A 23,437-nucleotide genomic window follows, 5' to 3' on the forward strand; every position below is an offset into this window, starting at 1 on the left:
CCTTTTCGCGCCGCACAAGGGAAGGCCCCGTTTGCGCGGCGGATTGACCGCCGCCGGCCCAGGCCCGAGAAGCCGGGCGGCACCGGGAGGATGGAACGCCGTGCAGGGATCCCTGCTGATGCTGGCCGCGCTGGGCCTCTTCGCCGTGCTCGACACCAACAGCAAGCTGCTCTCCGCCAGCTACCCGGTCGCCCAGGTGGTGCTGATCCGGCAGGGGACGATGCTCTTGCTGCTGCTCCTGGCGCGGCTCCTCCGGCCGGGGGCGGGCGGGCCGCTGGCCACCGCGCATCCCGGCCTGCACCTGCTGCGCGCCGCCGGCATGCTGGGCTCGGCCATCGGCTTCTTCCAGGCGCTGCGCGAGATCCCGCTGGCCGAGGGCTATCTCGTCTACTTCACCGCGCCCTTCATGACGCTGGGCCTCGCCGCCCTGGCGCTGGGCGAGCGTCCGCCACGCGCCGTCTGGCTGTGGAGCGGGGTCGGCTTCCTCGGCGTGCTGGTGGCCATGGCGCCGGGACTCTCCGCCGGCGGCAGCCCGCTGGCCTATGCCTATGCGCTGCTCGGCACGGCGAGCTACGCGGTGGTGCTGACGGTCAATCGCGGCCTGCGGCACGAGCCCGGCATCGCCCGGCTGATCCTCTGGTCGGCGCTGCCGGGCGGGATGGTGCTGGCGCCCTTCGCCCTGGCCGGCTGGGTGCCGCCGTCGCCGGCCGACTGGCTGGCGCTGGCGCTGAACGGCGTCTTCGCGGGGCTTGCCACCATCTGCCTCGCCGGGGCCTTCCGCCGCGCCAGCGTGGCGCAGCTGGCGCCGCTCGAATTCTCCGCGCTGCTCTGGGCCATGCTGGCCGATCTGGCGATCTGGGGCACGCTGCCGGGCCTCGCCACCCTGGCCGGTGGCGCCATCGTCGTCGCCGCCTGCGTCATGAGCCAGCGGGCGCGGCGGACGCCTTCCGGGGCAACGGGAACGGCGTGACGAGGCACGCCGCCGGCGAGCGGCCGCCGGTGATCCGCGGGGCCTTCTCCGCCTCCGGCGCCGGGCCGACCCTCGCCCGGCCGGGCCGCGCAGCACCGCCTCGCGATCGCGGCCCCGTCCGGTCAGCCGGCGGAGCCGCGCCGATGCCGGCGGCGCGGCGTGCCGTCCGCCGGGCTCATTCGGCGGCGGTGGCCAATGCCGCCTCCGGCGGGTCCCAGGCGCGCACGGGCGGCAGGTTGCCGGTGAACTTCTCCACCTGCAGCACGGTGAGCTGGCCGGTGCAGCCCTGCGCCAGCCGGGAGGTGCCGGCATCGCGCGTCAGCACGTTCGGGTTGCCGTGCACGCAGAGCGGCATCTCCTCCTCCGGGTCCGCCGGGTCGTACCAGGCGCCGGTCGCGAGCTGCACCACTCCGGGCATCACCGCCTCGCTCAGCGCGGCGGCGGCGAGGCAGGCGCCGCGCCCGTTGAACAGCCGGACGATATCGCCCTCGGCGATGCCGCGCGCGGCGGCATCCGCGGGATGGATGCGCATCACCTCGCGCCCGCGCCGCTTGCTGTCGGCGCTGGTGCCGCCGAAGTCGAGCTGGCTGTGCAGCCGCGTCGCCGGCTGGTTGGCAACGATCCAGAGCGGGTTCGCGGCATCCGGCACGTCCACCGGCGCGAGCCAGGCCGGATGGCCGGGGCAGTCCTCGTAGCCGAAGCCGGCGATGGTCCCGGAGAAGATCTCCACCTTGCCGCTCGGGGTCGGCAGCGGGTTGGCGGCCGGATCGCGGCGGAAGGCGCCGAGGATGCCGCCGGTATCCTCCTCGCGCGGCAGCTCCAGCTCGCCCATCTCCCAGAAGGTCTCGAAATCCGGCGCGGGCAGGCCGCGCTCGGCCAGCGCCGTCCGGGTGCGGTCGTAGAGATGCGCGAGCCATTCGCGCGGCGTGCGGCCCTCGGTGAACTCGGCCTCCTTGCCGAGCCGCGCCGCGAGGCCCGCGAAGATCGCGTAGTCGTCGCGCGCCTCGCCGTAGGGCTCGGCCAGCTGGTGCATGGCGACCAGCAGCGGATCGGTGGTCGAGCCGGCGATATCCTCCCGCTCCAGCGTCATGGTGCAGGGCAGGACGATGTCGGCATGCCGCGCCGTGGCGGTCCAGGCGGTCTCGTGCACCACCAGCGTGTCGACGCGGGCGAAGGCGCGGCGCAGGCGGTTGATGTCCTGGTGGTGGTGGAAGGGGTTGCCGCCGGCCCAGTAGACCAGGCTGATCTCGGGATAGGTCAGCCTCTGGCCGTTGTAGTCGAAGGGCGCGCCGGGGTTCAGCAGCATGTCGCTGATGCGCGCCACGGGGATGAATTCCGTGACCTTGTTGCGGCCCTGCGGCAGGCCGGCGACCGGCACCGCCACCATGCGCTTGCCGTAATGCGCGATCGAGCCCAGGGCGTAGTTGAAGCCGCCGCCGGGCAGGCCGATCTGCCCCAGCATCGCCGCCAGCACGGCGCCCATCCAGACCGGCTGCTCGCCATGCTCGGCGCGCTGCAGCGCATGCGCCATGGTGATCAGCACGCGCTTGCCGGCGGCCTCCCGCGCGAGGCCCGCGATGCGCGCCTCCGGCACGCCGCAGATGGCGCTGGCCCAGGCGGCGGTCTTCGGCACGCCGTCGGTCCGGCCCATCAGGTACTTCTCGAACTCCGGCCAGCCGGTGCAGTAGGTGTCGAGGAAGGCGCGGTCGTGCAGCCCCTCGCTGGCCAGGGTATGCGCCATGCCGAGCATCATGGCGGTGTCGGTGCCGGGGGTGATGGTCTGCCACTCGGCGCCCGCCTCCTCCGGCAGGTCGTCGCGCAGCGGGCTGATCAGCACGAAGCGGCAGCCGCGCGCCGCCGCGGTCCCCATCGCGCCGCGCTCGATGTGCTGGCTGACGCCGCCACCCGCGACCGCGCTGTTCTTCACCGCCATGCCGCCGAAGGCCAGCACCATCTGGGTGTGTTCCATCACCTGCTCCCAGGTGATGCTGTGCCGCGTCACCGGCTCGAAGGGGCCGAGGACATGCGGGATGATGACGTTGGCGGCGCCGGCGCTGTAGCTGTTGACCGAGCGCACATAGCCGCCGAGCGCGATGTTGAGGAAGCGGTGGATCTGGCTCTGCGCGTGGTGGAAGCGCCCGGCCGAGGACCAGCCGTAGGAGCCGCCGAAGATCGCCTGCGGGCCGCGCGTGTCGCGCAGCCGGGCCAGCTCGCCGGCCAGCAGGTCCAGCGCCCTGTCCCAGGAGACGGCGACGAACTCGTCCCGCCCGCGTCGGTCGCTGGGGCCGGGACCGTTCGCCAGCCAGCCGCGCCGGATCATCGGTCGCGCGATGCGGGCGCGGTGGCGGAGCGCCTTCGGGAAGTTCTGCAGGATCGGCGAGGGGTCGGGATCGCCCGGATGCGGCTCGACGACGAGCGTGCCATCCTGCCAGCCGGCGCGGAACACCCCCCAGTGCGAGGAATGCGGCCGAAGCCCGCTGCGGTCCATCGGCTTGTCCATGCTGCGTCCTCTCTGCTGCGGCGGCGGCGCAGTCTGCGCCGGACGGGCGGGCCTGTCATCCCGGATGGCGGGGGGCCATATCCAGGGCCATATAGGCAGAGCGGTCCGAAAGGCCGCGCTGAAGCCCGGCAACCCGCCGCCGGGTCGCGGCATTGCGGGCGGGAGAAGAGGAGCATCACCGTGGCGCTGCTGCTGAACATCCTGTGGAACGTGCCCGGGCTCGGTTTCATCCCGGCGCTGCTCTGGCTGCTCGCGGCGGCGGTGATGGCCGTCACCATCATCGGCCTGCCTTGGGCGCGCGCCTGCCTGACCCTGGCGCATTACAGCTTCCTGCCCTTCGGCCGGCAGATCGTCTCGCGCAAGGACCTGACGGGCCTCGAATCCCTGGGCACCGGCCCGCTCGGCCTGCTGGCCAACCTGATCTGGTTCCTGCTGGCCGGCATCTGGCTCTGCATCTCGCACCTGACCCTGGCCGCCGCCTCGGCGGTGACCATCATCGGTCTGCCCTTCGCCTGGGCGCACCTGAAGCTCGCCGCCGCCGCCATCTTCCCGGTCGGCAAGCGGGTGGTGCCGAATGCGATGGCCGATGCCATCGCGCTGGGCCGCGGGCAGGAGGCGCTGTCCCGGCAGCGCGGCGGCTGAGGCGCAGAGGCGTTGGCGTGAGTGACCCCGACCTTCTGGTGATCGGCGCCGGGGCGGCGGGCATCGCCGCCGCCCGCGCGGCGCGCGCGGCCGGGCGCGCGGTGCGGGTGCTGGAGGCGCGGGACCGCCCGGGAGGCCGCGCCTGGACCGAGAGCGCGACCCTCGGGGCGCCCTTCGACCTCGGCGCCACCTGGCTGCACCAAGCCGGCGACAACCCCCTGACCCCGCTGGCGCGCGACGCCTTCGACCATGACGCGGTGCGCAGCCACCGCTGCCTGATCGGCGGGCGGCCCGCCGGCGCGGCCGAGATGGCGGAATACGACGCCGCCTATGCCGCCTTTCACGACCGCCTCCGCGCCGCCCGCGCCACGGCGGCGCCCGATGCCGCGGTGGCCGACCACGCGCCGCGCGGCGGGTTCTGGGACGCCACGGTGGCGCATTGGGAAGGGCCGGTGATCTGCGCCGCGCCGCTCGCCGCCATGGACCTGCGCGACTTTCTCGACACCCAGCTCGCAGGGCCGAACCTGCTGCTGCGGGACGGCATCGGCGGGCTCCTGGCGGGGCTCGCGGCGGAGCTGCCCGTCACCTACGGCGCGCCGGTCGAGCGGCTCTCCTGGTCTGGCCCCGGCGTGGTGGCGGAGGGGCCGTTCGGCCGCATCGCGGCGCGGGCCGCCATCGTCACCGCGCCGACTGCCGTGCTGGCCGCCGGCGCCATCCGGTTCGACCCGCCACTGCCGGCGGAGACGGAGCAGGCGATCCATGACCTGCCGCTCGGCCTGCTGAGCAAGATCGGCCTGCGCGCGGCCGGGGAGGACCGGCTGGACCTCGCCCCCTTCGCCGGGCTGGAGCGGCGCGTGGAGGCGGAGGACGAGGCGGCCATGACCTTCATCGCCTGGCCGTTCGGATGCGACCACGTGATGGGCTTCCTGGGTGGCGAGGCGGCCTGGGCGCTGGCGCGGGAGGGCGCCGCCGGCCTCGCCGACCATGCCCGGGCGGAGTTGCGCCGGGCCTATGGCGGGCGCGCCGCCGCCGCGCTGCGCTTCGACCGGCCGCTGGCCAGCGACTGGGGGCGCGACCCCTGGGCGCGCGGCGCCTATTCCCATGCCCGCCCCGGCCGCGCCGCCGCCCGCGCAGCCCTGGCCCGGCCCCTGGGCGGCGGGCGGCTGCGCTTCGCCGGGGAGGCCTGCCACCCGCGTCTCGCCGCCACGGTGGCGGGGGCCTGGGAAAGCGGTCACATTGCCGCGTGGGCCGCTCTGCAACCGGAGGACGTCCGATTCAAGCCTTAACCATCCCTGCCATGCAGCGTATCTGCTACGCTTGATGACAGCACAGGCGGAACAGGCGGGCTTCGACCGTCAGGACGAGACGCTGCGGCTGCGCGGTCCGCTGACGACGCAGCGTGTCGGCCCGCTCTGGCGGGAGGTGCTGCGCGCCGCGCCCGGCGCCCGCCGGCTCGACCTCTCGGCGGTCACCGCGCTGGACACCACCGGCGCCACCCTGGTCCTGGCCGGCGCCTCCGCCGCCTCGAAGGCCGACCCGGTGCCGATCGAGGGGGCGAGCGAATCGGTGGGCGCGGTGCTGGAGCGTGCGCGGGCCGCCCTGGCGGCGCCCCGCCCGGCCGCGGCGCCCGGCGGCCTGTCCTTCGTCGCCGCCACCGGCGCCTGGGGCGTCGGCCTGTGGCACCGCTTCTGGGAATCCACCGGCTTCCTGGGCGAGACGGTGGTGATGGCGTTCGCCGCCCTGCCGCATCCGCGCCGCATGCGCCCGGCCGATCTGTTGCGCCATCTGGACGAGGCGGGGCTGCGCGCCTTCCCGCTCACCGTGCTGCTCGGCACGCTGATCGGCGTCATCCTGGCCTTCCAGTCCTCCATCCCCATGCGCCAGTTCGGCGCCGAGATCTTCATCCCGCCCCTGGTCGGCATCTCCCTGGTCCGCGAGCTGGGGCCGCTGATCGCCGCCGTCATCCTCTCCGGCCGCACCGGCTCGGCCTATGCGGCCGAGCTCGGCACCATGACGGTGAACGAGGAGATCGACGCGCTGCGCATCATGGGCGTCGATCCCATGGCCATGCTGGTGCTGCCCCGCCTGCTGGCCGCCATGCTGGTGATGCCGGTGCTGACCCTGGTGATGAACCTCTCGGGCCTCGCCGGCATGACCGCGGTGATGATCGCCCTCGGCTTCCCGACGGCGCTGGTGCTGAACCAGCTGGAGCAGTGGCTGACGCTCGGCAGCCTCATCGGCGGGCTCGGCAAGTCGGTGCTCTTCGGCCTGGCCATCGCCATGATCGGCTGTCGCGCCGGGCTCTCGGCCGGGCGGGGGCCGCGCGCGGTGGGCGATGCCGCCACGGCGGCCGTGGTCGGCGGCATCGTCGCCACCGTCGTGCTGGACGGGCTCTGCGCCGTGCTCTTCTTCCGGCTGGGCTGGTGATGGACGGCTCCGCCTCCGACATCCACCGCGTCGAGGTGCGCGACCCCGTGGTCGAGGCGCGGGGCGTCGCCATGGCCTTCGGCAGCAACACCCTGTTCCGGGACGTGACCTTCCAGGTCGGGCGGGGCGAGGTCTTCGTCATCCTGGGCGGCTCCGGCTGCGGCAAGTCCACCCTGCTGAAGCTGCTGATCGGCCTCTATCCGCCGACCGCGGGCGAGATCCGCATCCTGGGCGAGGATCTCGGGGCGGCCGACGGCCGGGCGCGGCGGGCGCTGCTGTCCCGGCTCGGGGTGATGTGGCAATCGGGCGCGCTCTTCGGCTCGATGACCCTGCTGGAGAACGTCATGCTGCCGCTGGAGGAGCACACCCGCCTGCCGCCGGCGGCGCGCGAGCAGGTGGCGCGGGTCAAGCTCGGCCTCGTCGGCCTGTCGGATGCCGCCGACCGCCTGCCGGCCGAGATCTCCGGCGGCATGGCGAAGCGCGCCGGCATCGCCCGCGCCATGGCGCTCGACCCGCCGCTGCTCTTCCTCGACGAGCCCTCCGCCGGGCTCGACCCCATCACCTCCGCCGGGCTCGACCAGCTGATCCGCGACCTGGCACGCGACCTCGGCACCACCTTCGTCGTGGTGACGCACGAGTTGCAGAGCATTCTGGCCATCGGAGATCGCTGCATCATGCTGGACAAGCAGGCCAAGGGCATGATCGCCGAGGGCGACCCGCGCGAGCTGCGCGACCACGCGACGCATCCCACCGTGCGCGCCTTCTTCCGCCGGGAGGCGGCCTGAGCCATGGCGACATCCCGCAGCCTCTATGTCCGCGTCGGCGCGTTGATCCTCGCCGGCCTGGTGCTGGGCCTGGGCTTCGTGCTCTTCCTGACCGGCGGCGGTTTCGGGCGGCAGAACCTGGTGTTCGAGACCTATATCCAGGAAAGCGTCACCGGCCTCGAGGTCGGCGCGCCCGTGCGCTACCGCGGCGTGCAGATCGGCCAGGTGAGCGAGATCGGCCTGGTGAACGCCGAGTATCCGCCGACCAGCCGCAACGAGGCGATGGAGGCCTTCCAGCAGGTCCTGGTGCGGATGGCGCTGGACCCGAAGCGGGCGACCCTGGACAACGTCGAGGATGCGCTGCAGGCGGTGCGGAACGGATTGCGCGCGCGCCTCTCGAGCCAGGGCATCACCGGCGTCAACTATATCGAGCTCGACTTCGTCAATCCCGAGCGCTTTCCCGACCGGCCGCTGCCCTGGCGGCCCTCCTTTCCGGTGATCCCCGCCATGCCCTCCACCGTGGCGCAGGTGCAGAACCTGGCCGAGACGGTGCTGAGCCGCATCCAGCAGGCGCCGTTGGAGCAGCTGCTGACCGATGTCAGCGCCATCGTCAGCAGCGCCCGCACGCAGATCAGCGATGGCGACCTGGCGCGCATCCTGCACGAGACGGCCGACACCGTGAGCAGCCTGCGCGTCATGCTGAACGCGACCGATCTTCCCGGTCTGGTGGCCGAGCTGCGCGGCGCCGCCGGCGACCTTCGCGCCTTGGCCGGCGGCCCGGAGACCAAGGCGGCGCTGAACAACGCCGCCGCGGCGGCCGATGAGCTGCGCCGCTCGATGAGCCGGCTGCCGACGGTGATCACGGCACTGGAGCAGACGGCGCGCTCCGCCCGCAACACGACGCAGGACGCGAACGCCGATCTCGGGCCGCTGCTGCGCGATCTCCGGGCGGTGGTGAGCAATCTGCGCGACACGACCGAGACCCTGCGCCGCGCCCCCGGCGCCGCGCTCTTCGGCGCCCCGCCGCCACCGCCCAGCCGCTGACACGTCTCCAGCGCCAGACGAACGAGGGGAAGCCCCGCATGAACCGCCGCCACCTGCTCCTGCTGGCCCTGCCGGCCCTGGCCGCCTGCTCGGTGCTGCCGGACCGGCCCTATGTCGAGACCCTGCGCTTCCCGCTGGACCCGGTCCGCCCGGGAGGCCCCGCCGCGCCGCGCCGCCGCCGGGTCCTGCTGGTGCGGCTGATGCGCGCGGCACCCGGGCAGGACGTGCGCGGCCTGCGGAGCCGGCGGGAGGACGGCACGGAAGCGGTGGATTTCTACGCCGAATGGAGCGCGCCGCCGGTGGAGCTGGCGGAGGAGGCGACGCGCCGCTGGCTGGCGCGCTCGGGCCTGTTCGCCGCCGTGCTGGCGCCGGGCAGCCGGGTGCGGGCGGATCTGATCCTGGAGAGCGAGCTGACCACGCTGATCGCCGATCTGGGCGCCGGCGAGGCGCGGGCGGGCATCTCCGGCGTGCTCAGCCAGGACGGGGGCAATGCGCCCCGGCTGCTGGCGCAGATCTCGGCGCGAGGCCGGGCGCCGCTGCCGGCCGGGCGGCCGCTGCCGCCCGAGGCGCTGGCCCAGGCGATGACGATGGCGATGGCCGATGCCCTGACGCAGCTGGAGCGCAGGCTCGCCCGCTACGCCTGACACCCCCGGCGCTTAACCCTCCGGCAACCTGCCGTCCGATAGTCTCGAAAAGGAGAATTCGCGGCGGAGAAGGTGCTCCACATGAGACGGTTCCACAGCCGGCCCCTGCAGGGCGGCGGTGCCTGATGGCCGAGGGCGATAGCTGGGACGAGGTCTGGCAGGCCTATGACGTGGGTCGGGCCACCCTTGCGGCGCCGCGGCTCAGCGACGCCGCGATCCTCGACCTGCTCGGGCCCTCCGACGCCGATGTGCTGGAGGCCGACGAGGCGCTGGCCCGGCGGATGAGCGTGACGGGCCCGCCGCCGGTGGCGCATCCCGGCCTCAGGCTGGGCTGCTGGCTGATGCTGTTGCTCGGCGCCATGGGGCTGGGCGTGCTGGCCGCGCCGCGCCTGGAGCCGGCGCTGGCCATCGCGCAGCTCTGGTTGCGGCCCGATGTCGGCACCCTGCTGGAGACGCTGCAGGCGAGCCCCGGCCAGTTCGCGGCCAGGCCGATGCCCGCCATCGCCGCCAGCCGCCCCGGCGGCGCCGGCCGCTACCTGGACATGCTGGCGCAGGATCTGCGCAGCGGCTGGAGCGATCCGGAGGCGATGCGGCGCCTGGTCGTGGCGCGGCAGTCCGGCCCCGGCTGGCTGCGCGATCCCGCCCTGCCGGCCCTGGAGCGGATCCACAGCATCGCCGCCACCGGCTGGTCGAGCGTGCGGCTGGAGATCGGGCCGGCGAACGGGCGGGGCGGCCTCAGCCTGGATCTGGACCGGCGGGCGGGCGCGTGGCAGGTCGCGCGCTTTGCCCTGCTCGACTCCCGCCCCTGAAGCCTGCCTCCGGGTCCCGCCGTCAGAAGCGGTAGCGGACCGAGGCGCCGACGATCCAGGGATCGAGATCGGCGCGGGCGCTGATGGCGCCGCTGTTCACCGCCACGTCCGGGCGGAGGAACAGCTTCTTGACGTCGAGGTTCACGCCCCAGTTCGGCGTGATCTCGTAATCCACGCCGGCATTCAGCGCCCAGCCCCAGGCGTTCTTCACATCCACCTTGCTCACCGGCGGCGTGCGGCCGCCGCCCTCGCCGTAGAAGACGGTGTAGTTGATGCCGGCGCCGACATAGGGGCTCAGGCGGGATTGCGGCAGCGGGTGGAACTGCAGGGTGAGCGTCGGCGGCAGGGCCCAGACGCGGCCGAGATCGACATCGCCGATCGCCGAGCCGCGCACCTCGACGTCATGCCGCGTCGTCGCCGCGATCAGGTTGAGGGAGAGGTGGGGCGTGGCGAAGTAGGTGAAGTCGAGCTGCGGGGTCGCGGTGTCGGACGCCTGTGGCTTGCCGCCGATGGCATCCACACGGCCGCCCTTCTCCGGCAGCACGCCGATCACGCCGAAGCCCAGCACCATGTCGCCGGCCCGCTTGCCGCGCACCGCGTCCTGCGCCAGCGCGGGCCCCGCCAGCAGCGCCGAGCCCATGACCACCGCGGCCAGGGCCGCCCCCATCCTCTTCGTCACGTCCGTAACCTTCATCCCATCGGGCGGCGAGAGCGCCGCGCGACGGGAGGCTTAGGCCCGGCCGCCGGGCGCCGCCTTGATCTGAATCAGGGCGGCGCGATTCCGGCGCGGGAGACGCATCCGGGGTGCTATTCGGGCTTGATGCCGGCGGTCTGGATGACCTCGCGCCAGCGCGCGATCTCGGCCTCCTGGAAGCGGCGGAACTCGGCCGGCGTGCTGCCGACGACGGTGAAGCCGATCTGCTCCAGGCGCGGCTTCACCTCCGGGTGGTTCAGGGCCTCGGCCATGGCGGCGTGCAGCCTCTCCTGCACGGGCGCGGGCAGGCCGGCCGGCGCCATCACCGCCTGCCAGGAGGTGACGACGAAGTCCTGCAGCCCGGCCTCGGCCGAGCTCGGCACATCCGGCAGGATCGGGTGGCGCCGCGCATCCGTCACCATCAGGGCGCGCAGCCGGCCGCCCTGGATATGGCCGGCCACCGTGCCGAGGTTCTGGAAGGACATCTGCACATTGCCCGCGATCAGGTCGGTCGCCGCCGCCGCGCCGCCGCGATAGGGCACATGCGCGACATCGACGCCCATGCGCTGCTTGAACAGCTCGGTGGTCATCTGGTCGGAGGAGCCGACGCCGCTCGTCGAGTAGGAGGCGCGCTGCGTCTTCAGCCAGGCGACCAGCTCGGCGACGGTCTTCGCCGGCACCTTCTCCGGATTGACCACCAGCACGTTGGGCGTGGTGACGGCCAGCGTCACCGGCGCGAACTCCTTCACCGGGTCATAGCCCAGATCCGGCCGCAGCGCGGCGTTGATGGCGAAGACACCGATCGAGCCGCAGAGCAGGGTGTGGCCGTCCGGCTCGGCGCGGGCCAGCAGCCGGCCGGCGATCTCGCCATTCGCCCCGGCCCGGTTCTCCACCACCACCGGCTGGCCGATGGTCTGGCTCATGCGGTTGGCGATGGCGCGGGCCACGATGTCGCTCGGCCCGCCGGCGACGAAGGGCACCAGGATGGTCAGCGGGCGGTTCGGCCAGGCGGCCTGCGCCCGGGCGGCGGACAGGGCGGGCAGGGACAGCAGGGGCGTCGCGGCCAGGAGGCCGGTGAGGTCGCGGCGGAGCATCGGGTCGTTCCTCGGCGGTTCTTGCTTATGGAGGTACGATGACACGATCGCGCCCGGGCGCGCCAGGGGGGGCACCCGCCAGCCCGGCCCTGGCATGCCCCGGCCCTGGCATGCCCCGGCCCTGGCATGCCCTGGCCCTGGCAAAGGCGTCTTGCCCGGCGGCTGCGACCTGCGGATAAGCGGGAGGCGTCCCCTCAGCCCGGCAGGAGCCCTGATGACCACCGATCTCGACATCGCGCGCGCGGCCACCCTGCTCCCGATCCAGGAGATCGCCGCGCGAGCCGGGATTCCCGAGACGGCGCTGGAGCCCTATGGGCGGCACAAGGCGAAGATCGGCCTGGATTTCGTCGCCGCGCAGGATGGCCGGCCGGAGGGCGCCCTGGTGCTCGTCACCGGCATCAGCCCGACCCCGGCGGGCGAGGGCAAGACGACGACGACGGTGGGCCTGGGCGATGCGCTGAACAGCCTCGGCACGAAGGCGATGATCGCGCTGCGCGAGCCCTCCCTCGGCCCCTGCTTCGGGGTGAAGGGGGGCGCCACTGGCGGCGGCCATGCCCAGGTCCTGCCGATGGAGGAGATCAACCTCCACTTCACCGGCGACTTCCACGCCATCACCGCCGCCAACAACCTGCTGGCCGCGATGGTGGACAACCACCTCTACTGGGGCAACGAGCTCGGCCTCGATGCGCGCCGCATCGCCTGGCGCCGCGCCATCGACATGAACGACCGCGCGCTGCGCGCCATCACCGCCGGCCTCGGCGGCGTGCCGAACGGCTTCCCGCGCGAGGACGGCTTCGACATCACCGTGGCCTCGGAGGTGATGGCGGTGTTCTGCCTCTCGCGCGATCTGGCGGACCTGCAGGACCGGCTCGGCCGCATCATCGTCGGCCAGACGCGGGAGGGGCGGAACGTCACCGCCCGCGACCTGAAGGCCGACGGCGCGATGGCCGCCCTGCTGCGCGACGCCCTGGCGCCCAACCTGGTGCAGACGCTCGCCGGCAGCCCGGCGCTGGTGCATGGCGGGCCCTTCGCCAATATCGCGCATGGCTGCAACAGCGTCATCGCGACGCGGCTGGCGCTCAGGCTCGCCGATGTGGTGGTGACCGAGGCCGGCTTCGGCGCCGATCTGGGCGCCGAGAAGTTCCTCGACATCAAGTGCCGCGCCGCCGGCCTGGCGCCGGCCGCCTGCGTCGTCGTGGCCACCGTGCGGGCGCTGAAGATGCATGGCGGCGTCGCCAAGGCGGCGCTGGGGGCGGAGGACGTGGCCGCCGTCCATCGCGGCATCGCCAACCTGGCGCGGCATGTGCAGAACATGCAGAAGTTCGGCCTGCCGGTGGTGGTGGCGCTGAACCGCTTCACCTCCGACACGGAGGCCGAGATCGCGGCGGTGAAGGCGGCCATGGCGCGGCTCGGCACCGAGGCGATCCTCTGCACCCACTGGTCGGACGGCGCCGCCGGGGCCGAGGCGCTGGCGCGCGCCGTGCAGGGGCTGATCGCCGCCGGAAGCGCGCGGTTCGAGCCGCTCTACAACGACCATATGTCGCTCGCCGGCAAGATCGAGACGGTGGCGCGCGAGATCTACCACGCCGAGCGCGTCGCCATCCCGCCGCCGGTCGCGGCAAAACTGCGGCGCTTCGAGGAGCAGGGCTTCGGCCATGTGCCGGTCTGCATCGCCAAGACGCAGTACTCCTTCTCGGCCGATCCGACGCAGCTCGGCGCGCCGGAGGGGCATGTGCTGCCGCTGCGGGAGGTGCGGCTCTCGGCCGGGGCGGGCTTCGTCGTCGCCATCGCCGGCGAGATCATGACCATGCCCGGCCTGCCGCGCCGCCCGGCCGCCGAGGGCATCGGCCTGGATGCGCAGGGCCGCATCGAGGGGCTGTTCTGACGCCCCCGCCCGACACCGTCGCGCTGCTGCGCGAGGCCTCGGCGCGCCACGCGGGTGGCGACCTGGCGCGGGCCGAGGCGCTGTACCGCCAGGTGCTGGCGCGCGACCCGCGCGAGGCCAATGCGATGAACCTGCTCGGCGTGCTGCACCGCCAGCGCGGCGACCTGCCCGGCGCGCTGCGGCTGATCCGCCGGGCGTTGGCGCTGCGGCCGGAGGCGCCGGTCTTCCTCGCCGCGCTGGGCGGCGCCCTGGCCGAGGCGGGGCGGCTGGAGGAGGCGGTGGACGCCCTGCGCGCCGCTCTGGCGCGGCGGCCGGACGATGCGGTGAGCCTGCGCAATCTCGGCCAGGCGCTCTGCGCCCTGGGCCGGCCCGGCGAGGCCCTGGCGCCGCTGCGGCGCGCGGTGGCCCTGGCGCCGCGGCAGGGCGAGGCGCATCTCGCCCTGGCGCACGGGCTGCGCGAGGCGGGCGACCCGGCGGCGGCGCTGGAGGCCGCCCGGGCGGCGATGGCCCTGCCTGGACTGTCCGAGGCCCTGGCGCGGCAGGCGGGCTTCCTGCTGGCGGCGCTGGGCGGGGCGGCGGCGCCGGCGCGCGCCCCGGCCGCCTATGTGCGCGACCTGTTCGACCAGTACGCGCCGCGCTTCGCCGCCGAGCTGACGCAACGCCTCGGCTACCGCACGCCGGAGGCGCTGGCGGAGCTGCTGCGCGACTCGGGCGTGGAGGCGGCGCGGCGGCTGCGGGTGCTGGATCTCGGCTGCGGCACCGGCCTGTCCGGCCTGGCCCTGGCGCCCTTCGCCGCCCGGCTGGAAGGGCTCGACCTCTCGCCCTGCATGCTGGCCGAGGCCGCCCGGCAGGGCTGCTACGACGCCCTGCACGAGGCCGACCTGCTCGACTTCCTGCCCGGGCAGGCCGGCCGCCACGACCTCATCGCCGCCGCGGACGTGCTGAACTACCTGGGCGACCTGGCGCCGGCGCTGCGGGCCATGCGGCAGGCGCTGCGGCCGGGCGGGCTGCTCGCCTTCAGTGTCGAGCTGGGGGAGGGGCCGGAGCCCTTCGCCCTGGGCCCGGGGCTGCGCTACCGCCATGCCCCGGACCCGCTGCGCGCCTGCTGCGCCGCCGCCGGGCTGCTGCCGGTGGCGGAGCGCGGGCTGGCGCTGCGGCGGGAGCGGGACCAGCCCGTGCCGGGCCTGCTGCTGCTGCTGCGAGGCCCCGCGTCTTGAGCCTTCGGTAACCCGCGGGCGACAGATTGCCGTTTCGTCACGACCAGCCTGCCGCTGGAGACGGAATGGAGGCGGATGTGCCCGCGCAACGTGAATTCGCCCGCCGGGGCCGGACCGGCCCCCTCGCCGCCCAGGGTCCCATCCCCGGCGCGCGCCCCCCGCTCGGCGCCCCCGGGCGCCCACCCCGCTCCTGAGGGCTCCGCTCATGTCCACGCTCGTGCTGGAACTGCGCCAGGGCGACCTGCTGCTCGTCAATGGCGCCCCGCTCCGCTTCCGCAACCGCGCGCGGGTGGAGCTCTGCGGCCAGGCCCGCTTCCTCTTCGGCAAACAGGTGATGCCGGTGGAGGAGGCGGTGACGCCCGCGCGGCAGATCTACTACGCGCTGCAGACCGCCTATGTCGGCCGCGAGGAGGAGCGCGCCGCCGGCCTCTCCCTGGCGCGGCTGCTCATCAGCGAGGCCGGGGCCAGCTTTCCGGCCGGCCCCGCCGGGCTGCTGCGCGCCGCGCTCGAGGCCGCGGAGCGGGACCAGTGCTATCAGGCTCTCAGGCTGGTCCGGCGCGTGATCCAGCATGAGGATGCGCTGGCGGAGCCGGCGCCGGAGGCTTCGGCGCCGCCGGGCATCGGCGCGGTGGCGGGCGTCAGCCGGGCTGCCAGCTGAGCCGGCGCAGCAGCCATTCGCGATAGGCGAGGACGGCTTCCGGCGGCGGCAGCAGCGTGCCGATGGCGGCGCGGAGCTCGGCGCCCACCAGCGCCGGCCCGGCCCATTCCAGGCTTTGCCGGCCTTCCTCCTCCTGCCAGCGCAGCGCCGCGCGGCGCCAGGTCGCGACGATATCCGCCGAGGTCAGGCCCGGCAGCACGAGCGCCGCGCGCAGGCGCAGCGCGGCGAAGCCGGCCTGCACGGCGAGCTGCTGCGGCGTGGCGGGCAAGGCCGGGGGCAGCAGGGAGGGCAGGTCGGGGCTGTCGCGGCGCTCGGGCGTCTCCAGCTCCGCCCAGGGCGTCAGGCCCAGCTCCAGGGCGCGGCGGCGCGGATGCGGCGCGGCGATCACCATCGCATCCGCCTCGCCGCGGGTGATCGCCGCCTCGGCCGCGGCGCCGGACAGGCCGAAGAGCGGGGCGGCGGCGTGGCCGGTCAGGTCCAGCGCCATCAGCGCCGCGGTCTCCGGCGCCTCGGGGCCCGGCAGGGCGAGGCGGAGCGGTCGGGCCGAGGCGGGCGCGGGCAGGCCGCGCCCGGCCAGCACGGCCCCCTGCCAGGAGGCGCAGAGCGGCAGCCAGTTGGCCGGCTGGAACTGGGCGCGGCTCTCGCCCACCAGCCGGGCATGGGCGGCGAGGCCGGGCAGCACCAGCAGGGTGCGGCCGTCGCCGCCCTCCAGCGTGGCGAAGCGGTTGGCGGCGGTGACGCCGTCCGGACCGCCCAGGATGCTGGTGCGCAGCGCCATGGCCTGGGGCAGGGCGCGGGCCAGGCCGGCGGCGACATTCCGGGCCCATTGCGCGGCGGCGCCGTTCTCGGGGCCCGGCAGCAGCAGGGTGGTGCTGTCGGGCAGCAGGGCGGGCGGCAGCGCCTGGCCGGCGGCGGGGCGGCCCAGGATGGCGGAGCCGCAGCCGAGGCCACCCAGCCCGGCGGCGGCCAGCAGGGCGCGCCGGCCGCAGCGGGGGAGGCCGCCGGCCGCCCTCACGGGTCAGTCTTCATAGGCGGCCAGGGCCGCGACGGGGACATCCAGCCGGTCGCGGCCGCGCAGCCCGGCCAGCTCGATCAGCACGGCGGCCAGCGGCACCTCGGCCCCGGCCCGGCGCAGCAGCTCGACGCCGGCCGCCATGGTGCCGCCGGTGGCCAGGAGATCGTCCAGCACCACGACGCGGTCGCCCGGCTTCACGGCGTCGGCCTGCATCTCGATCCGGTCGGTGCCGTATTCCAGCGCGTAGTCGTAGCCGATGGTCTCGCCCGGCAGCTTGCGCGGCTTGCGCAGCATGATGAAGCCGAGGCCGAGCTCCAGTGCCAGCGGCGCCGCGGTCAGGAAGCCGCGGCTCTCGATGCCGGCCAACAGGGTCGGGCGGTAGGGCCGGACGACCTCGGCCAGCTGCGACATGGCGGCGCGCCAGGCCGGGCCGTCCCGCAGCAGGGTGGAGATGTCGTAGAACAGGATTCCGGGCTTCGGGAAGTCCGGGATGCCGCGGATATGCGCCTTCAGGTCGAAGGCGTCGGTGGCGGCGGGGGGCTGGCCGGGCATCGGGGTCTCTCGGTCGGGTCGGGCCGGAAAAGGCCGGGATGGGGGGCGGACACTAGGCGCGCCGGGCCGCCGCTGCAAACGCCACGTCGGATGGAGGCTTGGCGAAGCCGTGCCATGCTGCCAGGAACGGGCGATGCCACGCATCCTTCTCGCCACCCTTCTCGGCCTCGCGGGCCTGCTGCTCTACCTCGGCCTGGTGCTCTGGCTGGGCGACCGGGTGCAGCGGCTGCACTGGACGCTGCAACTGGTCTTCTACGTGCTGGCCGGCTTCGTCTGGGTCTTCCCGATCCGGCGGTTGATGTTCTGGGCGGCGCGGAAAGACTGATCCGCGGCCACCCGCCGGGCGGTCAGAAGGCCCTGCTCAGTGTCACCATCGCCCGCGCGTCGCAGTATTTCGCGCCGGCGAAGCAGTCGGTCTTGGACAGGTTGGTGTCGTAGTAGCCGACCGTCAGCACGAAGCCGGCATAGATCTCGCGCGAGACCGCGACCGACCAGTTGGCGTAGTCCGGCGCGCCGTAGCGGGGGTTGCGGTCGATCCACTGATAGCCGAAGCGGCCGGCCAGGGTGAAGTCGAGCGGCAGGCCGACATCGGCGCCGGCCTCGAGATAGACGGCCGATCCGGATTCGAAGTAGAAATCGGGCGACCACGCGGCGGTGCCCAGGAACTTCACCGGGTCCAGCGTGTAGCTCGCCTTCGCCATGGCCTCGAAGTAGTTGTAGTCGTATCCGCCTTCGGGCTTGTCGTAGCCGGGATAGGTATAGAAGACGCCGCCCAGGTCGAGCGCCAGCCCGCCCACCTCGAAGCGGTAGCCGGCCAGCAGGTCGAGCTCCTGCCGCGCGTTGCTGCCGGGGAAGGTGACGTTGCTGAGGAAGCCGCCGACATAGAGGCCGCTCTCATGCTGGACGTCGAGCGTCAGCGAGATGGCGGGGCGGTTGCGCGTCTGCGAGATGCCGCGGAACAGGTAATCGGAACTCACGGCCGGCGTGGCGGTCACGGTCAGGCCGACACTGTCGATGGTGGTCTGCGCCGCGGCCGGAAGGCTGAACGACAGAATGCTCAAGGACAAGGCAGAGGCGCAGGCCAGGGGTGATTTCATGGATGTGTTTCCCTCGGCCGGTGGCTTCCCTGCCACCGACCGCAGGGAACGCCGAGCAAGATTCCTGCCAATCCGAAACGAAGCCGGAGGGGGGAACCATCGAGGGATGGAGAACCGAGAAGCCCCGCCTGCCGTTTCCCTGGAGGGAAGGGCAGGCGGGGCTTCCGCCCGGCCGGATCATTTTGGTCGGAGCGAGAGGATTCGAACCTCCGGCCCCTGCGTCCCGAACACAGTGCTCTACCAGGCTGAGCTACGCTCCGTCGTTCCGGCCGGGCGTCATCGGGTCAGGGCGCGGCGTATACCGCCCCGCCGGGGGCTCGGCAAGGGTGGGTGGAGGGTCCGGCGCAGAAAACGGTGCGGAAAAACCGACGGCCGCTTTTCGGCTTCCAATTTTTGTGGCGCGCGAGGCTCAATGCTTCCCCTGCCACTTCTCCTGCCGGAGTTGAACCCGATGAGACTGAAGCCCCTGCTCCTGGCCGGTGCGCTCGCCGCGGCCGGCCCGCTGATCGCCTCCGCCTTCCTGCCCACCCTGACCGGCCCCTGGATCGGCGCGGCCCAGGCCCAGGGTAATGCCGGTGCGGGCAATGCCGGTGCGGGCGATGCCATCGCCGAGCGCAAGGCGGGGCTGAAGCGCATGGCGGGCCATATGGAGGCGATCAAAGGGATCGTCGATGGCGGCGGCGCGGTGGCGCCGGTGGCGGAGCGCGCGCAGGAGATGACCCGCTTCTTCGAGGGCTTCCCGGCGCTCTTCCCGCCCGGCAGCGATCAGGGCGAGACCAGGGCCCGGCCGGAGGTCTGGTCCGACCGCGCCGGTTTCGAGAAGGCCGCCGCCAATATGGTGCTGGCCACCCGCAAGCTCGGCGAGGCGGCGGGCAGCGGCGACACCACGGCGGTGGCCGCCGCCTTCCGCGAGACCGGGGGCACCTGCGGCGCCTGCCACCGCGGCTACCGCGCCCGCTGAGCCGGAGCCGCCGGCCCGGCCCCCCGGGGGGCCGGCGGTTCAGCCCAGGGTGGACAGGGCCCAGACCAGCGCGGCCGCCAGGCCCAGCAGCAGGACGGCCAGCACCGGCGAGCCGAGGCGCGGCGGCTCGCCCGCCCAGCTCGCCGGCAGGCGCTTCACGCCCGTCACCATCGGCCGCACCAGGTCCTGCCGCTTGGCCAGGGCGTAGAGCAGCACGGCGAGGATGTGCAGCCCGGCCAGGGCCAGGATCAGGTTGAAGTTGCGGATGTGGATGAAGGTCATCCAGTCGCTGAGCCAGCCGGGCGCCCGCGCCGCCAGCGGGCCGCGGGTGAAGATGAAGTCGTCGGCGAAGAGGCCGCTGACCGCCTGGAGCAGCAGCACCGCCAGCAGCAGCAGCACCATCCAGCCGCCGGCGGCGTTGTGGCCGAGCTCGGTGTCCGGCTCGCGGCGGAAGAGGTGCCGCAGATGCCCGAGCGCGGCCAGCGGCGAGCGCAGGAAGCGGCCGAAGCGCGCCGTGTCGGAGCCGACCAGGCCCCAGGCCAGCCGGAACAGCAGCAGCGCCAGGATGATGTAGCCGCTGGTCAGGTGCAGATCCATGCGCCCGGTCTCGGCGCTCCACCAGGACAGGCCGATCAGCGCCACCATGCTCCAGTGCAGGGCCCGGACCCAGACGTCCCAGACCTTCACCCTGACCTTGGCCCCGGCCTCCCCGTGCTTCATGGCCTCCGGCACTGGCCCCTCCTTCTCCGGTCCCGCCGCGATAGGACATGCCGTTGCCGCCACCCGGCAAGAGCCTTCTGGTCCTTGTGGCGGAGGGGCGATCCGGGCCAGATTGCGATATCATGATGACAGCGAAGCGAAACGGCCTTCCGGCCCTGCTGGGCGGGACGGCGCTGCTGGCCCTGGCCGGGCTCGCCGGGTGGCTCTGGATGGCGCCGCGGGCCCCGGAGCGGCCGGTTGTCGTGGCCGCCCCGCCGGCGGCGGCCCCGGCCGCCACCACCGCGCCCGCGGCCGACCGGCCCGTGGCGGGAGCGCCGCGCTTCGACATCGCCCGCATCGGCGCCGGTGGCGATGCCGTCATCGCCGGCCAGGCCGCGCCGGGGGACGAGGTCAGCCTCACCGGCAATGATCGCGAGCTGGGCCGGGCTCGCGCCGATTCGCGCGGCGCCTGGGTGATCCTGCCCGAGGTGCCGCTGGCGCCCGGGACCCATGCGCTGTCGGTGCAGGCACGCGGCACCGATGGCAGCAGCCGGCTGGGCGGGGAGACGGTGGTGGTGGTGGTGCCGGAGCGCGGGGGCGAGGCGCCGCTGGCCGTCCTGCTGCCGCCGCCCGAGGCCCCCGGGCTCACCCCGGCGCGAAGCCTGGCCGGCACGCCGGGCCGGCTCGGCCTGGAGGTCATCGAATATGACGAGGAGGGGGCGATGCGCTTCGCCGGCGGCGCCCCGCCCGGCAGCCTGCTCCGCCTCTATATCGATCAGGCCCATGCCGGCGAGGTGCGGGCGGACCGGGAGGGGCGCTGGGAGATGCAGCCGGCGCCGACCCCCGAGCCGGGCCGCCACACCCTGCGGCTGGACCAGATCGGCGCCGGCGGCAAGGTGGCGGCGCGGCTGGAGCTGCCCTTCCAGCGCGACCGCCATGCCGGCCCGCCGGCGGCGGGGCAGGTGGTCGTGCAGCCGGGCAACAGCCTCTGGCGCATCGCCCGCCGCAGCTATGGGCGCGGCACGCGATACACGGTGATCTACGCGGCCAACCGGTCGCAGATCCGCGACCCGGCCCGGATCTACCCGGGGCAGGTCTTCGCCCTGCCGGCGCGCTGAGCCGGGCCGGGCGCCGAACCAGGGGGCGCGCAACCGAGGATCAGACGGCGGGTTGTCCCGCCGGGAGTTGTTTGGCTCCCCGCGACAGACCATAACCGGGGCATCATGGCGCTTATCGAAAGCCTTCGTCTGGTTCTGGCCCCGCCGCATCCGGCCGGCCGTCCCTTCATCATCGGCGGCGCGGCGGTGGCCGTGGTCGGGGGCCTGTTGCTGGGCTCCTGGCTGTTCTGGCTCGGCGCCGCCTTCACCGGCTTCTGCCTGTACTTCTTCCGCGATCCCGAACGCGTGGTGCCGGACCGGCCGGTCTTCGTGGCACCGGCCGATGGTCGGGTGGTCAGCGTGGCCCAGGCCGTGCCGCCCGCCGAGCTGGGCCTCGGCCCGGCGCCGCGCTGGCGCGTCGCCATCTTCCTCTCCGTGCTCGACGTGCATGTGAACCGCAGCCCGGCGGATGGCGTGGTGACCAAGATCGCCTACCGCGCCGGCAAGTTCGTCAATGCGAGCCTGGACAAGGCCAGCGAGGACAATGAGCGCAACGCGCTCGCCATCCGCCTGAGCAACGGGCAGGAGATCGGCGTGGTGCAGATCGCCGGCCTGATCGCCCGCCGCATCCTCTGCGACGTGCGCGAGGGGGACAGCCTGCGCGCCGGCGAGCGCTTCGGCATCATCCGCTTCGGCAGCCGCACCGACCTCTACCTCCCCGAGGGCGTCCGCCCGCTGGTCCTGGAGCACCAGCTGATGGTCGGCGGCGAGACGGTGATCGCGGAGCTGGACCCCGCGCCGCCGCGCCGCGCCGAGGGCCTGGCCGACCCCGCCGCCGCGGGTGGCCTCCTCTGATGGATGCGTCGCGCCGCCGCCGCTTCCGTTTCGCCCGGCGGCAGCGCCCGCGCCTTCAGGGTCAGTCCTTCAACCGGCTGATCCCCAACATCCTGACCCTGCTCGGCCTGTGCGCCGGGCTGCTGGCCATGCGCTTCGCGCTCGACGAGCGCTGGGAACAGGCGGCCGCGCTGATCATCCTGGCCGGCGCCATCGACGGGCTGGACGGCCGCCTGGCGCGGCTGCTCAAGGCGACCAGCCGCTTCGGCGCCGAATTCGACAGCCTGGCCGATTTCCTCTCCTTCGGCGTCGCGCCCTGCATGGTGCTGTATCTCTGGACCATGCACGACTATCGCGGCATCGGCTTCGTGCCCTGCGTCATGTTCGCCGTCTGCATGGCGCTGCGGCTGGCGCGCTTCAACGCCGCGCTGGAGGCGCCCGTGCCGCTGCCGGGGCCGGCGCCCAAGCCGGCCTATGCGCAGAGCTTCTTCACCGGCGTGCCGGCGCCGGCCGGCGCGCTGCTCGCCATGTTCCCGGTCTTCACCTCCCTCGCTTTCGCCGGCTGGGGATGGGACAGCATGGCCAACGCGGTGCGGCATCCGCTGTTCGTCGGGCTGATGCTGATCGGCACGGCGCTGATGCTGGTCAGCACATGGCCGACCTGGTCCTTCAAGAACTTCAAGGTGCGGCGGGAATACGTCCTGCCGCTGCTGCTCTCGATCGGCGCCTATGCCGCGCTGCTGGTCAGCGAGCCCTGGGCGGCCCTGGGGGCGGCGGGGCTGATCTACTGCGCCATGCTGCCCTTCTCGATGCGCTCCTACCTGCAACTGAAGCGCGAGACGGAGGCCCTGATGGAGCCCATCGGCCCCTCGCCCGAGGAAGGCGTGGCGGAGGCCATGCCGGGGCAGCACCGACCCTGACGGGCCTTGCCGCCGGCCGGCGGTGAGGCTCGCAGGCCCGCATGGATCATTCTTGAGACTCCCGCGCCGGAATGCTAAGGATCCCAGGGGTTTCCACGAACATCCTTAACAGATACTAGAGATGTTCAGGGGAAATTAAACCTTTTGGTTTGATGGAGCGGCGATGCGGCGAGGCTGGACAAGGCGGCGTCTGCTGGTCGGGGCGCTGGGCGTTCCGGCCCTGTTGTCCGGCTGCGCGTCGCCGCTGGCGGAGCAGGCGCTGGGAACGCCCGCGCAGGACATCGCCGCGACCGGGATCGCCGCCCTGGAGGGCCGTGGGGTCGCCGTGGCCTTCGATGCCGAGCATGTGCTGACCTGCGCGCATCTCCTGGGCGGGAGCGGGCGGCTCCGCCTGACGCGCGGCGATGGGCGCAGCGAGGCCGAGGGCGTGGTTCTCGCCCGCAGCCGCCGCATGGATCTCGCCGTGCTGCGCGTCCCGCGTGGCTTCCTGGCGCCGGTCCTGCGGGCCGCCGACCGCCCGCGCGAGGGCGAGACGGTCTGGGCGGCCGGTGTGCCGCAACTCGGCGCCGGCATCGCGCGGGGTCATGTCGAGGCGCCGGATGCCGAGATGCCCGGCTTCGGCCGTGGCTTCACCGCCCGCATGCCGGCCCTGATGGGCTATTCCGGCGGTCCGGTCGTGGATGCGGAAGGGCGGCTGCTCGGCCTCACATCGGCCCTGCCGGACCCGGGCGCGGCCGGGGCGCTCGCCCTGCTGACCGGCGCCGACCTCGACGGGCTGACGCGGCGGGACCGCCGGATCTTCGCCCTGGCCATCCATCGCGCCGAGGCCGAGGCCCTGCATCTGCTCTCCCTGACAGGGTAGGGTCCGCAACCGGAGCGCGCGGGGGATCACCGAGTTTTACCTGGACTTCGCT

At 73.8% G+C, this 23,437-nt stretch carries 24 protein-coding genes and 1 tRNA gene; 17 read left to right on the forward strand and 8 right to left on the reverse strand.

Going from position 1 to position 23,437, the window contains the following annotated elements; all coding sequences use genetic code 11:
* Window positions 1–100 precede the first annotated feature (100 nt).
* The gene (locus D9598_RS08160) at window positions 101–970 is read left to right on the forward strand and encodes a DMT family transporter (protein WP_370591964.1); all 870 of its coding nucleotides are present in this window, start codon (window positions 101–103) and stop codon (window positions 968–970) included.
* Between the two features lie 175 nt (window positions 971–1,145).
* Here the strand turns inward: D9598_RS08160 and D9598_RS08165 are convergent, their stop codons facing one another.
* Window positions 1,146–3,470: a molybdopterin guanine dinucleotide-containing S/N-oxide reductase gene (locus D9598_RS08165; RefSeq protein WP_232477019.1), complete on the reverse strand. Its 2,325-nt coding sequence runs from the start codon at window positions 3,468–3,470 to the stop codon at window positions 1,146–1,148.
* 180 nt (window positions 3,471–3,650) lie between these two features.
* Here D9598_RS08165 and D9598_RS08170 point away from each other — a divergent pair, with 180 nt between their 5' ends.
* The 7 genes from D9598_RS08170 to D9598_RS08200 all read left to right on the forward strand — a co-directional run bounded on the left by D9598_RS08170 (window position 3,651) and on the right by D9598_RS08200 (window position 9,800).
* Complete coding sequence (locus D9598_RS08170; protein ID WP_198365959.1) at window positions 3,651–4,112, forward strand: YccF domain-containing protein; 462 nt, start codon at window positions 3,651–3,653, stop codon at window positions 4,110–4,112.
* A 17-nt stretch (window positions 4,113–4,129) separates the two neighbouring features.
* Entirely contained in the window at window positions 4,130–5,398 is a 1,269-nt protein-coding gene (locus D9598_RS08175; RefSeq protein ID WP_198365960.1) for an NAD(P)/FAD-dependent oxidoreductase, read from the forward strand.
* Between the two features lie 34 nt (window positions 5,399–5,432).
* Window positions 5,433–6,539 carry an ABC transporter permease gene (locus D9598_RS08180; protein WP_198365961.1) on the forward strand — a complete coding sequence of 369 codons (1,107 nt, stop codon included), beginning with the start codon at window positions 5,433–5,435 and terminating at the stop codon, window positions 6,537–6,539.
* Window positions 6,539–7,324, forward strand: coding sequence for an ABC transporter ATP-binding protein (locus tag D9598_RS08185; RefSeq protein WP_198365962.1), 786 nt, complete (start codon window positions 6,539–6,541; stop codon window positions 7,322–7,324). Before D9598_RS08180 ends, D9598_RS08185 begins: the two co-directional genes overlap by 1 nt.
* Window positions 7,325–7,327: 3 nt before the next feature.
* A complete protein-coding gene (locus tag D9598_RS08190; protein ID WP_198365963.1) occupies window positions 7,328–8,347 on the forward strand; it encodes an MlaD family protein in 1,020 nt (339 codons plus the stop codon).
* Window positions 8,348–8,385: 38 nt separating this feature from the next.
* The gene (locus D9598_RS08195) at window positions 8,386–8,991 is read left to right on the forward strand and encodes an ABC-type transport auxiliary lipoprotein family protein (RefSeq protein WP_198365964.1); all 606 of its coding nucleotides are present in this window, start codon (window positions 8,386–8,388) and stop codon (window positions 8,989–8,991) included.
* Between the two features lie 125 nt (window positions 8,992–9,116).
* Window positions 9,117–9,800, forward strand: a complete 684-nt coding sequence (locus D9598_RS08200; RefSeq protein WP_198365965.1) for a hypothetical protein — start codon at window positions 9,117–9,119, stop codon at window positions 9,798–9,800.
* 22 nt (window positions 9,801–9,822) lie between these two features.
* Here D9598_RS08200 and D9598_RS08205 read toward each other — a convergent pair whose 3' ends face one another.
* Both D9598_RS08205 and D9598_RS08210 read right to left on the reverse strand, forming a co-directional pair.
* On the reverse strand, window positions 9,823–10,479 hold the full coding sequence (locus D9598_RS08205; RefSeq protein WP_370591965.1) for an OmpW family protein: 657 nt from the start codon (window positions 10,477–10,479) through the stop codon (window positions 9,823–9,825).
* Between the two features lie 128 nt (window positions 10,480–10,607).
* Window positions 10,608–11,588, reverse strand: coding sequence for a tripartite tricarboxylate transporter substrate binding protein (locus D9598_RS08210; protein ID WP_198365967.1), 981 nt, complete (start codon window positions 11,586–11,588; stop codon window positions 10,608–10,610).
* A 214-nt stretch (window positions 11,589–11,802) separates the two neighbouring features.
* Between D9598_RS08210 and D9598_RS08215 the strand changes: the two genes are divergently transcribed.
* The 3 genes from D9598_RS08215 to D9598_RS08225 all read left to right on the forward strand — a co-directional run bounded on the left by D9598_RS08215 (window position 11,803) and on the right by D9598_RS08225 (window position 15,348).
* Window positions 11,803–13,473: a formate--tetrahydrofolate ligase gene (locus D9598_RS08215; RefSeq protein WP_198365968.1), complete on the forward strand. Its 1,671-nt coding sequence runs from the start codon at window positions 11,803–11,805 to the stop codon at window positions 13,471–13,473.
* Between the two features lie 26 nt (window positions 13,474–13,499).
* Window positions 13,500–14,690 (forward strand): tetratricopeptide repeat protein, encoded by a 1,191-nt coding sequence (locus D9598_RS21460; RefSeq protein WP_304621601.1) that lies wholly within the window; start codon window positions 13,500–13,502, stop codon window positions 14,688–14,690.
* Between the two features lie 205 nt (window positions 14,691–14,895).
* Window positions 14,896–15,348, forward strand: a complete 453-nt coding sequence (locus D9598_RS08225) for a flagellar biosynthesis repressor FlbT (RefSeq protein ID WP_198365969.1) — start codon at window positions 14,896–14,898, stop codon at window positions 15,346–15,348.
* Here D9598_RS08225 and D9598_RS08230 read toward each other — a convergent pair.
* Together D9598_RS08230 and D9598_RS08235 are read right to left on the reverse strand one after the other, a co-directional pair.
* On the reverse strand, window positions 15,329–16,363 hold the full coding sequence (locus D9598_RS08230) for a hypothetical protein (RefSeq protein ID WP_198365970.1): 1,035 nt from the start codon (window positions 16,361–16,363) through the stop codon (window positions 15,329–15,331). The genes D9598_RS08225 and D9598_RS08230 overlap by 20 nt on opposite strands.
* A 3-nt stretch (window positions 16,364–16,366) precedes the next feature.
* A complete protein-coding gene (locus D9598_RS08235) occupies window positions 16,367–16,915 on the reverse strand; it encodes an adenine phosphoribosyltransferase (RefSeq protein WP_198365971.1) in 549 nt (182 codons plus the stop codon).
* 133 nt (window positions 16,916–17,048) lie between these two features.
* Here D9598_RS08235 and D9598_RS08240 point away from each other — a divergent pair, with 133 nt between their 5' ends.
* Entirely contained in the window at window positions 17,049–17,240 is a 192-nt protein-coding gene (locus tag D9598_RS08240) for a DUF2842 domain-containing protein (RefSeq protein WP_198365972.1), read from the forward strand.
* A 22-nt stretch (window positions 17,241–17,262) separates the two neighbouring features.
* On the opposite strand, the gene D9598_RS08245 is transcribed toward D9598_RS08240, so the two are convergent.
* Both D9598_RS08245 and D9598_RS08250 read right to left on the reverse strand, forming a co-directional pair.
* Window positions 17,263–18,012, reverse strand: a complete 750-nt coding sequence (locus D9598_RS08245; RefSeq protein ID WP_198365973.1) for a TorF family putative porin — start codon at window positions 18,010–18,012, stop codon at window positions 17,263–17,265.
* Window positions 18,013–18,195: 183 nt separating this feature from the next.
* Window positions 18,196–18,272, reverse strand: a tRNA-Pro gene (locus tag D9598_RS08250).
* Window positions 18,273–18,463: 191 nt separating this feature from the next.
* Between D9598_RS08250 and D9598_RS08255 the strand changes: the two genes are divergently transcribed.
* The gene (locus D9598_RS08255) at window positions 18,464–18,973 is read left to right on the forward strand and encodes a cytochrome c (RefSeq protein WP_198365974.1); all 510 of its coding nucleotides are present in this window, start codon (window positions 18,464–18,466) and stop codon (window positions 18,971–18,973) included.
* 39 nt (window positions 18,974–19,012) lie between these two features.
* Here D9598_RS08255 and D9598_RS08260 read toward each other — a convergent pair whose 3' ends face one another.
* Window positions 19,013–19,705 (reverse strand): cytochrome b/b6 domain-containing protein, encoded by a 693-nt coding sequence (locus D9598_RS08260; protein ID WP_370591966.1) that lies wholly within the window; start codon window positions 19,703–19,705, stop codon window positions 19,013–19,015.
* A 110-nt stretch (window positions 19,706–19,815) separates the two neighbouring features.
* Here D9598_RS08260 and D9598_RS08265 point away from each other — a divergent pair, with 110 nt between their 5' ends.
* The 4 genes from D9598_RS08265 (at window position 19,816) to D9598_RS08280 (ending at window position 23,385) form a co-directional block, all read left to right on the forward strand.
* Window positions 19,816–20,790 carry a LysM peptidoglycan-binding domain-containing protein gene (locus tag D9598_RS08265; protein ID WP_198365975.1) on the forward strand — a complete coding sequence of 325 codons (975 nt, stop codon included), beginning with the start codon at window positions 19,816–19,818 and terminating at the stop codon, window positions 20,788–20,790.
* 105 nt (window positions 20,791–20,895) lie between these two features.
* Complete coding sequence (locus D9598_RS08270; protein ID WP_198365976.1) at window positions 20,896–21,624, forward strand: phosphatidylserine decarboxylase; 729 nt, start codon at window positions 20,896–20,898, stop codon at window positions 21,622–21,624.
* Entirely contained in the window at window positions 21,624–22,523 is a 900-nt protein-coding gene (locus D9598_RS08275) for a phosphatidylcholine/phosphatidylserine synthase (protein WP_198365977.1), read from the forward strand. The genes D9598_RS08270 and D9598_RS08275 overlap by 1 nt, the downstream gene beginning before the upstream one ends.
* Before the next feature lie 163 nt (window positions 22,524–22,686).
* A complete protein-coding gene (locus tag D9598_RS08280) occupies window positions 22,687–23,385 on the forward strand; it encodes a serine protease (protein ID WP_198365978.1) in 699 nt (232 codons plus the stop codon).
* Window positions 23,386–23,437 lie beyond the last annotated feature (52 nt).

Source organism: Roseomonas sp. KE0001, assembly GCF_016107285.1.
Classification (GTDB): Bacteria; Pseudomonadota; Alphaproteobacteria; order Acetobacterales; family Acetobacteraceae; genus Pseudoroseomonas.